16 protein-coding genes are annotated in these 13,480 nt (G+C 41.9%); 7 read left to right on the top strand and 9 right to left on the bottom strand.

All coding sequences use genetic code 11. The features are described from left to right. The 4 genes from CDZ94_RS09380 to CDZ94_RS09395 form a co-directional block, all read right to left on the bottom strand. Positions 1–375, bottom strand: a complete 375-nt coding sequence (locus tag CDZ94_RS09380; protein ID WP_096436436.1) for a cupin domain-containing protein — start codon at positions 373–375, stop codon at positions 1–3. A 178-nt stretch (positions 376–553) separates the two neighbouring features. Beyond that, complete coding sequence (locus CDZ94_RS09385; protein ID WP_157812119.1) at positions 554–1,378, bottom strand: carbohydrate ABC transporter permease; 825 nt, start codon at positions 1,376–1,378, stop codon at positions 554–556. 14 nt (positions 1,379–1,392) lie between these two features. Further along, positions 1,393–2,331, bottom strand: coding sequence for a carbohydrate ABC transporter permease (locus tag CDZ94_RS09390; RefSeq protein WP_096436440.1), 939 nt, complete (start codon positions 2,329–2,331; stop codon positions 1,393–1,395). 277 nt (positions 2,332–2,608) lie between these two features. Continuing rightward, positions 2,609–3,994 (bottom strand): ABC transporter substrate-binding protein, encoded by a 1,386-nt coding sequence (locus CDZ94_RS09395; RefSeq protein ID WP_096436442.1) that lies wholly within the window; start codon positions 3,992–3,994, stop codon positions 2,609–2,611. 286 nt (positions 3,995–4,280) lie between these two features. On the opposite strand from CDZ94_RS09395, the gene CDZ94_RS09400 reads away from it, so the two are divergent. Both CDZ94_RS09400 and CDZ94_RS09405 read left to right on the top strand, forming a co-directional pair. Continuing rightward, positions 4,281–6,026, top strand: coding sequence for a sensor histidine kinase (locus tag CDZ94_RS09400; RefSeq protein ID WP_096436444.1), 1,746 nt, complete (start codon positions 4,281–4,283; stop codon positions 6,024–6,026). Beyond that, a complete protein-coding gene (locus tag CDZ94_RS09405) occupies positions 6,019–6,789 on the top strand; it encodes a response regulator transcription factor (RefSeq protein WP_096436446.1) in 771 nt (256 codons plus the stop codon). The genes CDZ94_RS09400 and CDZ94_RS09405 overlap by 8 nt, the downstream gene beginning before the upstream one ends. 433 nt (positions 6,790–7,222) lie before the next feature. Here CDZ94_RS09405 and CDZ94_RS09415 read toward each other — a convergent pair whose 3' ends face one another. Then, positions 7,223–7,456 carry a helix-turn-helix domain-containing protein gene (locus CDZ94_RS09415; protein WP_096436450.1) on the bottom strand — a complete coding sequence of 78 codons (234 nt, stop codon included), beginning with the start codon at positions 7,454–7,456 and terminating at the stop codon, positions 7,223–7,225. 336 nt (positions 7,457–7,792) lie between these two features. Between CDZ94_RS09415 and CDZ94_RS09420 the strand changes: the two genes are divergently transcribed. The 5 genes from CDZ94_RS09420 to CDZ94_RS09440 all read left to right on the top strand — a co-directional run bounded on the left by CDZ94_RS09420 (position 7,793) and on the right by CDZ94_RS09440 (position 10,728). After that, entirely contained in the window at positions 7,793–7,987 is a 195-nt protein-coding gene (locus CDZ94_RS09420) for a DUF7446 family protein (RefSeq protein ID WP_096436452.1), read from the top strand. 144 nt (positions 7,988–8,131) lie between these two features. Further along, positions 8,132–8,437 carry a hypothetical protein gene (locus CDZ94_RS09425; protein WP_096436454.1) on the top strand — a complete coding sequence of 102 codons (306 nt, stop codon included), beginning with the start codon at positions 8,132–8,134 and terminating at the stop codon, positions 8,435–8,437. A 17-nt stretch (positions 8,438–8,454) separates the two neighbouring features. Beyond that, positions 8,455–9,624, top strand: a complete 1,170-nt coding sequence (locus CDZ94_RS09430) for an FtsK/SpoIIIE domain-containing protein (protein WP_157911730.1) — start codon at positions 8,455–8,457, stop codon at positions 9,622–9,624. Beyond that, positions 9,614–10,234: a replication-relaxation family protein gene (locus tag CDZ94_RS09435; protein ID WP_096436458.1), complete on the top strand. Its 621-nt coding sequence runs from the start codon at positions 9,614–9,616 to the stop codon at positions 10,232–10,234. The genes CDZ94_RS09430 and CDZ94_RS09435 overlap by 11 nt, the downstream gene beginning before the upstream one ends. A gap of 89 nt (positions 10,235–10,323) precedes the next feature. After that, positions 10,324–10,728 (top strand): hypothetical protein, encoded by a 405-nt coding sequence (locus CDZ94_RS09440; protein ID WP_096436460.1) that lies wholly within the window; start codon positions 10,324–10,326, stop codon positions 10,726–10,728. Positions 10,729–11,096: 368 nt separating this feature from the next. On the opposite strand, the gene CDZ94_RS09445 is transcribed toward CDZ94_RS09440, so the two are convergent. From CDZ94_RS09445 to CDZ94_RS21835, 4 genes are all read right to left on the bottom strand, one after another. Further along, on the bottom strand, positions 11,097–11,483 hold the full coding sequence (locus tag CDZ94_RS09445; RefSeq protein ID WP_096436462.1) for a YolD-like family protein: 387 nt from the start codon (positions 11,481–11,483) through the stop codon (positions 11,097–11,099). A gap of 79 nt (positions 11,484–11,562) precedes the next feature. After that, positions 11,563–12,009 carry a hypothetical protein gene (locus CDZ94_RS09450; protein WP_096436464.1) on the bottom strand — a complete coding sequence of 149 codons (447 nt, stop codon included), beginning with the start codon at positions 12,007–12,009 and terminating at the stop codon, positions 11,563–11,565. 88 nt (positions 12,010–12,097) lie between these two features. Further along, on the bottom strand, positions 12,098–12,355 hold the full coding sequence (locus CDZ94_RS09455) for a hypothetical protein (protein ID WP_096436466.1): 258 nt from the start codon (positions 12,353–12,355) through the stop codon (positions 12,098–12,100). Continuing rightward, positions 12,356–13,480: an N-acetylmuramoyl-L-alanine amidase gene (locus tag CDZ94_RS21835; RefSeq protein WP_096436468.1), complete on the bottom strand. Its 1,125-nt coding sequence runs from the start codon at positions 13,478–13,480 to the stop codon at positions 12,356–12,358.

Below are 13,480 nucleotides of genomic sequence, written 5' to 3' on the forward strand. Positions count from 1 at the left end.
TTATTCTCCGACCGTTTGTCTGTCCGGTGCTGAATAAGCGATAATCATCCGGCAAGGTTCCCAGCTGGTAACTTTCGCATTATGAGGAATATTCCTTGGAATTCTTAACATCATTCCAGGTCTTAAATGGTAGGTTTCATCACCAAGGCTATGATCACATTCTCCTGATAAGACAAAGATCACTTCTTCGCAGTTCGGATGAATGTGACGCGGATTTTCTTCACCTGCATTAATAAACACCATCCCGAATGTCATTTCACTATCTGGATCGATATCCTCTCCGCAAAGCCATTGGATACCGCCCCAGTCCATCGGCAGTAAATAACGCTCTTCGCTTAAATCTGTAATAGTTGCACTTTTTTGATTACTAGTCATGATAATCCCCCGCTTCTTTTAGACTCTTAAATAAATCTTGTTGCACATTCCTTCGTACACAACCTGTGCAACAAAAGATTTGTTAACTATATTTTAAATCGATATATAGTACTTACAATGAGGTATTCCTTTTAAAAAAGTGGCAAAAAAGTAGATTGCTGTATTTTCACCACCAATATTACTTGTTGGACCCGCTCGACATCCCTTCAATAAAGGAGCGCTGGAATATTAAATAGACGATAATACTTGGAATCATACTGATAACCGTTCCGCCAAAAATAAGTGAATAGTTAGTTGCCATTTCTCCTTGAAATGAATACAAACCAAGAGATATCGTATATTTACTCTGTGACATTAAGAGAACTAACGGTAATAAGAAGTCATTCCATATATTCATAAATGTAAAGATTAACAATGCAACCAACCCTGGTTTCGCTAACGGAAGCATCACTGTCCAGAAGATTCTCCATTCTCCTGCACCGTCGATCATGGCAGACTCACGTAGTGCCTTTGGAACATCCCGAAATGTATTTCGCATCAAAAATATTGAAAATGGTAAGGCTAACGCAGCTGAAACCAGCGTTAGACCGGTTAGCGTATTCACTAACCCCATTGACCTCAAGTGGAAAAAGATCGGAATAATGATCGCTTGAACAGGCAAGGCCATCCCTAACAAAACAATATAAAAGATGAGGTTGTTCCCTTTAAAAGTTAATTGTGAAAACGCGTACCCAGCAGGACTTGCAACCAGTGCTACAACAAACATTCCACCAACCGTTACAATCGCACTATTAATGATATATTGCTGGAAATTCCCTACCTGCCATGCATTAACGATATTTTCGAAGTTCCAGCTACTAGGCAAAGAAAAGGGAGAAGAGAATATTTCCATATTTGTTTTAAAGCTTGCTAAAACAGCGTAAATAATTGGTGCAATGATTAATGTTAATAGTAAAAATAATACAACCCTTATCATCAATTGTGAGGACGACTTTCTTGACATTGTTCTCTCCACCATTACTCAGTCCTTTCTCTGTAGTAGTTAAATCCGATCGTAAAGATAATAATGATAATCCCTAATACTACACTTTGTGCTGTCGCGTAACTAACTTGGTTCATGCTAAATGCAGTTTTATAAACTAAGGTTGATACAACCTCACTCATGTAGAAAGGGCCACCTTGAGTCATAATCCAGATTAGCGCAAAACCTTTTAGCGCATGAATGATCACCATACTAATGACAACGTTCATTGTATTGCGCAAGCTTGGCACTGTTATATACCAAAACTTTCTGATTGGACCCGCACCGTCAATATCTGCTGCTTCATACATTTGCGGCTCAATACTTTGTAACCCTGCTAAAAATAAAATCATATACAAACCATAAAACGCCCACGTACTAGCAATCACTAAGGCAGGAATGACAAACATCTGCTCTCCAAGCCAGTTTCTTGCCATAAAATCGAACCCAACTGCCCGAAGGAAAATATTAATCGGCCCCATTGTCGGATCGTAAATTTTCGACCACAATACCCCTACAACTGCAAGGGACAATACACTTGGCAGGTAAAAGGCTGCTCTGAAAAAGGTTTTACCTCTCTTTACCTTACTAATAAGCACAGCGAGTACTAAAGTTGGAATAACCATTAGTGTTAAACTTAGGACAACCCACAATAGATTGTTACCTAAGGCTCTAAAAAAGAGAGTGTCTGTTGCTAATCTTGCATAATTTTCTATACCAACAAAGTTCATTGTTGGTGATGCCCCGTTCCAATCAAATAAACTATAACGAACGGCATCTGCCATTGGGTAAAGCATAAAAACTCCATAAAGAATCAGCGCTGGTGATAAAAAGGATGCAATAACCGCAAATCTTTTTATCTTATTATTCCTTTGCCCTCTGACTATATTTTGATTTTGAGCACTTACATTTACAGTTGGTAAATTCATGTTCATAAGCAAACTCCCCTCCCTGGTTAATTTCGGAACACTTTAAAGCGCATTCACAATTGGGTCTAATGCATGTGATAAATAACTTCATCCCCTCCCATATTTGTTTCTTTACATAAAATAATAATCTGATTTTTCAGTGAATAAAAGGAGCTATTTCGATGATAAAAGTGGGTAGAATCACATAAAAATGAATGAATAATAGAAAACGAAGGTGCCTTCTATACTTTTAGAAAACACCTTCGCTTTGTTATTAGAATCACTATACTACATCATGGTGATCCTATCTCTTTAATTGGAACCCGTTTGCTTTGTCTTCTTGAGCCGCTTCTTCAATTGCGTTCATTGCTTCTTCTGGAGTCGTTAATCCACCGACCAACCCTTGTAAGTTTTGAAAGTAGGCTTCACCCGTTTCCACGCCGATAAATACACTTGGGTTATAACCTGATCCGTCCGCAACGTCAATTGCTGCCGCTCGTAAAACATTGCCAACAGGCTCTACATCCATAGAATCAGTAGATGCGAGGATAAAGTTATAGTCTGGGAAACTATAGACAATTTCTGCATAGTCACTAGAAAGAATAAATTCTAACCATAACTCAACCGCATCTTGATTTTTTGCACCTTTTGGAACGACCCACGATTGGCCAATTCCACCTGTTGGTTTTGCTTCTTCCCCATCTATAAAGGATGGTGCCATAAAGAATCCTACACTGTCTAGCAAACCTTCTTCCGCTAAATCTGTAATAAGATACGTACCACCTGTATAGATTGCAGCTTGTTTATTTAAAAATTTAAACTTTGAGTCTGTCTCTTGCAATGTAACAGCATCTTGAGAAATATAGCCTTTATCCAGCCATTCTGTCATAGCCGTTGCTACTTCCACTACTTCCGGATCATTCCACTTCCCATCTTCAAAGAAAATTTCCTCCAATTTCTCTGTTCCTGCCTTTGCTTCTAGCATAGCCCCAAATAACCAGCCAATTGCATAACCATTTCTGGCGCCTACTGTAATTGGATCAATACTAGATTCTGCAGATAACGTTTCTAATACTTCAATGTATTCATCAGGAGTCTCAGGAACATCTAGTCCGTATTCCTCAAACACATCGATGTTATAGAAGTGGGCAATTGCATCTACCATATGAGGTACTTCATAGATATGGTCGCCACCTGCAATCAAGTCGTACGCAAATGGACGAACAGCATTCTCCCATTGGTTTGCTTCATATATGTCATCTAGCGGTTTAATTAATTCGCCCTGTGACAAAACGGAAATACGACTTGGGCCAGCATTCATAAGAAGTACGTCAGGGGTGTTTACTTCAGACTGTAACAATGCTGTTAAACTTCCAGACTCGACCCGAACATCGCCTGTTTCTAATACAACTTCAATCTCAGAATTTAATTCGCTGAAACGATCCACTACCTGCCTCCATTGATCTCGTTCCACATCATTGTAATAGTTTGGAATCAGTAACTGAAGCGTATTTTGTTCATCTTCTGATGCCTCCTGTTCTTGACCACCGTCATTTTGTTCTTCTGCTGCTTGCTCATTACTCTCTACTTCCACACTCGAGCCCCCTGACGGAGACTGACATGCAGCTAAACCTACCAACAGCAATAAAGAAATAAATAACAATGACCTTCTCATTAGCGTTTGTATCATTATTCATACCTCCTTTTTTTAATGCAAACTTTCTTTTACAGTTAGCATCGGTTAAAATTTATATTAAGCGCTTTCAAAATGAATTGAAAGAGGGCGTTTCTGTGATAAAAGTGGGTAAAAAATTTCCCCTAAACTATCTTTTTTTGTCGATAAGGTTGATAGTACTCAAATATATCATTATAATTCCTCACAAACACTTACATAGGAAGTAGGCTGAAAGTATCTAAATAATGATCAGAGAGAAAAAGAGGTAATCTCGTATAAAATTGCAAAAAGGAGGTGACTTATGAAGTTTTTTCACTCTCTATTCTTTAAATTGTTATTTTGTTTGTTAACCATCTCCATTATTCCTTTAAGTATCGTCGGACTAATTACGTACAATAACACCTCCAAAAGCATGACGGATAATCTAGATTATCATGCAAATTATATTCTTGAGCAGAAAGTAGACGCATTAGACCAGCTTTATCATGACTTAGAAAGATTAAGCAGCGGAATTGTTAATAATAAAGTGTTTTCTACTTTTAGTGGAAATGACAACTATCGAAGGCACCAGCAATTATATCTGGAGTTAGATCGATTGTTAGTCAGTATTGAAAATATATTTCCAGCATTCGAAGGCATCACCATCATTAATGAATCGGATTTCATTTACAACTATGGCTACCCATTGGCGCTCAACACCACCGCAACCACTTTCTATCAATCTGACTGGTTTCCATCGATAGAAGCTCTATCTCACCCGGCCCTTACTCCTCCACATAACAGAAAATACAGTAACAAACAGACACCCGTTTACTCCTTTGTTTATCAAGGGTGGGACAATAAATTAAACTCTAGTTTCATTATAATCGATTTCACAGAAGAGTATATTTCTAATATTCCGAATATTAAGTATAAGGGAGCTGACATAGCAGGAACGATTATTTATAATAATGACAAAATTGTCTACTCCGAAAATGAAATGTTTACCTTTTCATATAAAACAATCTCCTCTAGTGATTCCGGAGATATTATTCGAAATGAAGAAAACGAAGAGTTTATTATTTACAAACAAAGGATCCCTTCAATCGACTGGACGATCGTGGAGTACTTCGAGGTCGTAAGTTTTTTTAAACCAGTCTATGATACTAGAAACTTCTTCCTTTATACGATCATTATTACTGTAATTATTTGTATATTTGCTTCATTATTCGTAACAAAACAAATATCAAATCCTATTTATAACTTACAGAAAAAAATGAAAGAAGTCGAAAGCGGCAACTTCGAAGAAAAATTCATTACAAATTCAAAAGATGAAATCGGAGACCTAGCCAAAGGATTTAATCATATGCTTATACAAATTAAAGCTTTAATCAGTTCAGTAGCTAAAGAGGCAAAGTTAAAGAGAGAAGCAGAAATAACAGCTTTGCAATTACAAATCAATCCACATTTTATCTATAACACTTTAGAATCGATTAATTCATTAGCTAGAAAGAAAAAAGATTATGAAATTAGTCATCTTATTGTGTTACTAGGAAGACTATTACGCTTAAGTATTAGTTCTTTTGAAGAAAAAATTCCTGTTCATCAAGAGATCATGTATATTAATTACTATCTAAATATTCAACAAAAGCGAATGCGACATTCGTTTGACTTCAATATAAATATTGACAATAACTTATACGATAAGCACATATTAAAGTGGATCCTTCAACCTATTGTTGAAAACGCTATTTCACATGGTATCGAGCCTCTTAAAACAAAAGGAGAAGTTGACATTCAGGGGCATTTGGATGAAGAGTTTATTATTTTTACAGTAAAGGACAACGGAGTGGGGATTAGTAATACTAAGCTTAATGAAATCAGGAGCAGATTACAGGACAATTCTAAGGAGCTTACAAAGTATAAAAAACGAATTGGCCTATATAATGTCCAATCACGTATTAATTTACATTATGGTGGTTCTTATGGAATTTCGGTTGATAGTGATGTAGAAAAAGGCACCACGGTGAAAATTACCATCCCTAATAGGAGTGAAATAAATGAATAAAATGCTAATAGTTGATGATGATTGGATGATTACCGATAGTTTAAAGCATATGGATGAATGGTTAGATCTGAACATTGATGTGGTAGGATCCGCTGAAAACGGGGAAGAAGCTTTATTTTGGTTACAAAAAGAAAAAGTAGACATTATCTTAACAGATATACGCATGCCAGAAATGGATGGGATATCTTTAACGAAACACATCTATAATGAGCAAATAAAAACTAACGTAATTATAATGAGTGGGTTTGAAGAATTTACTTATGCACAAGAAGCGCTACGTTATAATGCAAGAGGATATTTATTAAAGCCGATTGATATAATCGAGTTATTAGAAACTGTGAATAAAGTGCTACAAGAATATCTAGCTCAGCCCAATCAGCCTATTGTGGATAATATAGAAGAAATTTCACAAAGTCAAACACAACAAGAAAGAGTAATTACTAGCACTTTAAATTATATAAATACCAACTACATGGAGCCTTTAACACTAAAACAGTTAGCACAACGAGTGCACTTGAGTGACCATTATTTAGGTCAACTCTTTAAAACTGTGACAGGTGAATCATTTTTAAAGTATTTAACGAATGTAAGAATGGAAAAAGCACGGATGTTCCTAGAAAACCCTGTATTGAAAATCTATGAAATTAGCGAAAGGGTAGGATATACTGATCCTAAACACTTTATGAAGGTTTTTAAGAAAACCAATGGATGTACTCCTAAGGACTATAGACAAGGATTTAAATCCAAACAATGCGTGGAATAACAGTTTTAGAACAATTTATTTCAACCACTTATAGAGATGTATTCCAAGAAAGCAGAAAGAAAAGATGCAATAAAGTTGATTTCACAAAAAAAATTTCTGAATATAATAAACATTTCATTATCATGTTCCGCGGTTTAGACAAATTGCCCGGATACCTAAAGCTAAAGCTAGACAATGAAAAAAAACGACACAACCCCTCGTTAAAACGAGAAACCGCGTCGTTGTTCACATAGTATGGTGGAGCATAGCGGGCTCGAACCGCTGACCTCTTCGCTGCCAGCCGGAAGGTACGATATACCCTCGTCAATTCATCCGCCAATTCCCCGGAAAACCGCAGTAATTCAACGTTTATTCCCCGTTAATTCACCGCCAATTATTTCGTACTTCACGATAATACCACGCAGCACCACTTTTCGTCAAATTTTGCAGCGCTTTACCCGAAATAATCCGCCACGTCTTCGTCGACCCTCGCACGCTGCAACCCCCTCGCAATCTTCCGTATTACTTTCGAGCTCGGTTCATAGTGCTTGTCCGTACATAACCTCGTCAATGTGTTCGGACTGATCCCGGACAGCTTCGCGAACTCCTTTTGCGTAATATCGTAATCATCAAGTAGCCGACCGAACTGGCTGCGTGCTTTTCCTAATCCGAATAATTCTGCGAACATATTATCGCCTCCTTATCGGCAGTTTCGTCCAAGTATCGCAAATTTATACGACCTTCCGCCTAAACTTTTGCGAAACATGTACGAGCGGTACGGCATAGGTATATAACGTAGTCGCTACCACGGTCGGCTGGCGCCGCTGACTGCGGTAGCTACACCGGTCATTACCCGAGTTTCTACTATAGTAATGGTACCGAGGTTTTATCTTGTACAACGGAATAATACGAGGATTTACGAAGTCTGTTTAAAGTGGAAGACGGAGCGAAGCGGAGGATGGATGTAACGGTCATGTAAATTTTGGTGAACAGTAGAAAGAAAACTATGAGGGAGTGAAATTAAATGAAGTCAATAAGAATTGGCGTATCACCTTTAACTGAGAATGTATACGCGGGAGAAATCATAAATGATATGTGGGTTGGAGATAAACAAGACGTAACAGAAGATTTTAAAAGGTGTGTTGTTAACTATTGCACTAAAGTCGTTGAATTTGAAGTGGATGGAATGAAATTTAAGGCTACTTGTGAACGAGTTTAAAAGAGAAACTATGTAAGAAAATAAAAGGAGAAAATCAGATGGCTATAGTTGTTTTATATAAGGATTAAGCCTAAGTGATGAATAGTTCGATTCCACATGACGCGAGAGTATACGTCAAATACGAAAATAAACGGAGGAAATTTTATGAAACGGAATAGTACGAAAATTACAACGGTTGATTTTCGAGAGTTTGTCCGAAATGAGCGGATACCGAAACCAGTCCCGCAAGACTACACGTTAGCTAGCGTCAGTATTATAGACGTAGGCTCGTTTATCATCGTCGGTGCCGGACTGCTCGGTCTTGGTGTAGCTGCGGCGGAAATGGTCGCTGCTCGACGAGATAATGAACATGTAGCAGAGGGCATCGTGAAATTTATGCGATTATTCATGCCGATTACGTTACTTATCGCGCTAATCGTTCTGACGTTTTTCAATCCGTTAATAAAATGACGAAGGAGGTTATGTGCATGATAGCGAAGTTTACGAAGATTAAAGAGGAGCGACGACTCAAAGCGGAGTTAAAGAAGGCGTTTACCGTTGCGGAGATTTACCGCGAATACAATGGATTCGACGGCAAGAAGGGGCGAATATATCCGAAAATTCATTCGGTCAGAGAAACGGGTGACAGTCGCGAGTATGTATTTACGTTACCGACCGGATTAGACCCGCGAGATCTTACGAAAAAGGATTATGTGTTCCGGCAGGTCTTTGGCGATAAGCTTGAATTTGACGGGGAAATTAAGCGTTTTACACTTACCGTATACTATAGGTCTCTACCGTCATCCGCGCCCTATTTACGTGTTGATTTACCGTCAAAACTAAGCGATATGCGCCTCCCTATCCTTTGCGGAGTGGATCGATACGGGGAAACGGTAAGCTACGACATGGCCGAGTACCCGCATTTACTAATCGCAGGCGAAACGGGGTCCGGTAAGTCAACGCAGGTAAGGTCGATTATTACAACGTTAATCCGTAACGTGGGCGCCGACAAATTAACGTTGTACATGGCGGATTTAAAGCGGTCGGAATTTCACATATTTAAACGCGTAAAACATGTTCCCGAGGTAATGACGAAAACGGCGAAGCTTAAATCGCGTGTCTCGAAATTGCGAAAGGAGATGGAGCGGCGCGGCGACTTACTCGATGAACACGAAGTGACGCATGTGGACGAATTACCAGCCGACAAGCGCCCGAAATACATTGTGCTATGTATCGACGAGGTCGCGATGCTACAGAAGGAAAATGTAATAATGGAAGGAATCGAAGAGATATCCGCAATCGGCCGGGCGCTTGGCGTGTTTCTTTTGCTCTCGATGCAACGTCCGGACCGCAACGTGCTTGACGGAAAATTGAAGAATAACCTCACGGTGCGAATGGCTTTTCGACACTCGGACGGCATTAACTCGCGAATAACGATAGGTACGCAGGACGCGAAGGATATTAGCATCGAAGAACGCGGGCGGATGTATTTAAAACTCGAGGATTTAACGTTAATACAAGCGCCTTATCTCACGGATAAAGAAGCGCGAAAACTGCTCGATCCTTACCGAGTTGAGCGCGAAGAGTCCGAGGAATACGCGGAACAGCCGCCGGAAGACGGCGAAGAATTTATGGTGGGGTTGATTGATGATGAATAAACGATATAAAACGATTATAGATGAGGTTACGAAATTCCGGTGCTTGTCACGAGATCAAATTTCGGAGCTCTATTTCGGGCACTGCCGTAAACCTCATACCAACGCAAATACGGCGCTCAAACGATTAAGAGACCGCAGGTATTTAACCGTGGCCCCTTTCCGGCAGCCTTACGTGTACATGATCAACCCCGCGCCTATCAAACGCGACAGCAACAAAATCGACCATTACCTCGCAATAGCGGACGTGTATATCGCGCTGAAAAAGGCGGGCAAGGTGCGGGAGTTTACGGTGGAGCCCCGGTATGATGACGTCGAGGTGAGACCTGATATATTTACGGTGTATCAAGGAATGCCGTTGTTTATCGAGGTGCAAAAGTCCGTTTATAGCGATCGGGTCATGGCGAAGAAATTTGAGCGGTATCAAGCGTATTATGATAGTGAGGATTGGCGTAAACTCGACTGGCAGCCGAAAGGAAACCCGGTATTTCCCTATGTACTGTTATTTTCTACGCAAAAGTATCGAGTTGAGACGGAGGGGTTTAAGGTGCGACAATATACGGATGTAAGCGAGTTTTTACGGAGCTTGACTGTTAGAGTTAACGTCGGCTAAAAATAATTTAAAAAACTTCCGAAAAAGTGTTTACAATGTAAACGATTTGGGATATACTACAATTAATAAATCAAACGGAGGCGATCGGAATGACCGTAAAAGAAATGCTCGAAAAGGCGCACGAAATTGCTGAACAGAACGAAGCGAAATACGATTTTATCGGACTAAGATTCGAAGACAAGGAACGCGAGGAAGGCGAAACGTGCGAAACTAGCCGGCACAATCTCGACCGCGAAGATGAGCGGGAATTTCCGGAATACGGAACGGAAGAGTACGAAGAAATGTTCGAGCTTGACGGAACTAGCGCATGGCACATCGAATACGACGCAATGCTCGGCTACAACGATCGCGACATGGATAAAGACGCGGAAAGCCTGCACAACGTATATCACGCGTACATCATCGGAGGCAACGAAATTACGAATAAGGACGATGCTTTAGACGAAGGAGAAATCGTTATCAAAAACGCGAAAGTTATCGCGAAATTATATTAAACGGAGGCGATCGGAATGGGCGCAAAATCCGCAATTTACAAATTCTTGCGAATATGGAACGATGCGAGCGCGGTCAAACGAGGCACTGTCGGTAAACGTATTGGTCGGCGTGCTACCGGTAAGGCTGCCGGCCGCACCATGCGAAATCTATTTAAATGATACCGAAGCTTTACGCAAAGTCCGATCTAGCCACAAGGTGGGGCGTCTCGCGGCAGGTCGTCAATAACTGGTCGCGGCGCCACGCCGATTTCCCTCCGGAGCACACACGAGTCGATAACGGACGCCTGCCTTTGTTTCTCGAGGATGACGTAATTAAATACGAAACTACACGCAATTTAGCCCGCCGGAATTAACCGAGCGGGTCTTCGTTATTCAACGCTAATTACGCAATCAAACGACAACCGCTCGCGATTACCTTCCGAATCGATCAACCGAAACTCCTTCCGCTGGGCATCGCAATAATGGCAATGTGCGGTGATATCGTACGTATGTCCGTCGCGCCAATACGTAAAGGTTAGCGGGCGGTTTTCCGCCATTGCTTCCGCTACCGTTCGGCTGATTTCTTCGTATGCCTGTTCGTCGAGTTCCGGTTTTGGCGATTTACCATACTCCGACCGACTCTTCCGTAACAATGCGGCATGTTCCGGGATCATTATCGGCTGCCATTTGACCATGCCGCGGTCATTAAGCCGATCATCGAAATAATCTTTCGTAATCCATTGCGAGCCGTCTCCGAATTTACCGCGATGTGTCATAATACCGCCCCCTTATCGATATTATACACGAACAAACGTTCGAATAAAACAAAAAAAATAAAAGCCCGCCGTAGCGGGCTCAGTACGTATCTACTTTATCGAGAGTGTCGCGCAGCTTTTTAAGCGTACGTTGAAAATTCGTTAAATGCGAATCCTCGCTATCTAGCACGGGATCGTCGCGATTATACCGCATAAGAGCAATGTTTAATTCGCGGATGTACGAGTGTATTTCCCCTTCGTACCAGTTCAACACGCTGTAATCGTCGTATTTGTGCATGTAATCGTCGTAAAGGATTTTTTCGCTGTCGTCTAAATTGCGCCCTTCGCGATAAGCTTCGTAAATTACCGATTTAACCTGCTTCGTGTCATCGTACAAGTCTTTCGAAACTTCCTCGCGGAACAATTCCTCTTCCTCCGCCTGACGCGCTTCTTTCTCTTCGTCCGACAACGGCTCTAAGTCGCCCGACTGTGTCGACGCGCAACCGACTAATAGTAGTGCCGATATAGCAAAAATAAATATTTTCATCGTAATCGCCCCTTTTTCTAAATATTACCGCATATTCTATGTATAGGCAATAGGGCACGCAATTATGCGCACCTTTTCGCCTGTATCGTTAATTACGTTTATCTTCCGCTTTGGTTTCGAGGAAATATTTTATCCCCGCCACTGTTCCAACGCCAAGCAACGCGTACTGTAGTCCGACCATCAACGCATCCGGTGAAACTCCGCCCGCTTCCCAAAACGCGAACGGCACGGCTAGAACGATCGCCACTACCGGTATTAACGCGTTAGATACTGCGCCTGCTTGCCGGATAGCATATAGTACGACCGCTAAACCTACGTACGGCGCGAACTCTGCTGCGAAATCCATCTACATCACCTCCGCTAATTTTGCGCGTGTCTTAGGTCCGTACACGCCATCCGTAGTCAAGCCGTGAACCGATTGGAATCGACGTACGGCGTCCGCTGTCTTAGGTCCGTACACTCCGTCTACTCCGTTATTTCTCGCACCTTTTTCCGGGTAGAAATGAACGGAAGCTAATGACTCCTGTACGGCGCGCACATTAGCACCGCTTGGGTACGGTCGGTTCGCGCGTAAGACAACGTTCGGTAAACTCGGCTTTGGCTTCGGGTTTGCTTTAGCTAACTCGCCGTACGTTTGCGGACCTACTATTCCGTCCACTCCGATTCCGCGCGCCTTTTGAAACGCCTTGACGCCTGCTTCCGTTTTAGGACCGAATATACCATCCGCGGTACCTACGTTGAATCCTAGCGTGTTTAACCGTTGTTGCACGTATCGAACGTCTGCTCCGCGAGATCCCCGCCGGACGGTTGCGCGAGATGATGGCGTAGGCTTTTTCGGCTTTGCCGGTGCCGGCGTGGCTACCTCGTCCTTTACTCCCGTTTTAGGCGCAGGTTTAACGGATTTATACGGCTGTCCGAAGTAACGACACACCGCTCGGCACGCAGCTTCCGCACACTTGCGTCGGTAATCATCATCGAGTAACAACGCTAAGTCCTCAGCGTTGGACATAAATCCGTGCTCCATTAGCACCGCCGGCATATTCGTTTCGCGGACAACGTGGAAATTCGTCCATGCGCCCGGCTTTGACGCTTGATTATTGCGGCGGTTGTCCCCGCGTACCTTCGCGACCTCATCGTGCCAAATATCCGCTAGCTTCTTACCGTTTTTTGACGTGTGCCAATAGAATCCCCAGTGACCGCGCGCACCTTTGTTACTGGTATAGTCCGCGTGAAACGAGAGGAATAAATCCGCCTTCTTCCCGTTTGCTTCGTTCGTACGCGTACGGAGGGCAACGTCATTCCCGTCCAAGGGCTGCGTCAATAAAACGTCGAACCCGTTCGCCTCGAAGAGCGGTTTTGCATATCCGACAACTGCCGAGTTAAACGAAAACTCCGGCATCTTCGGTACACCCTTCGAAGGCGGGTACGTGTTCTTTCCGTGACCTGCGTCCAGTGCGATTAATTTCGTCAT

Source organism: Alteribacter populi (assembly GCF_002352765.1).
In the GTDB taxonomy this organism is placed as follows: Bacteria; Bacillota; Bacilli; order Bacillales; family Salisediminibacteriaceae; genus Alteribacter; species Alteribacter populi.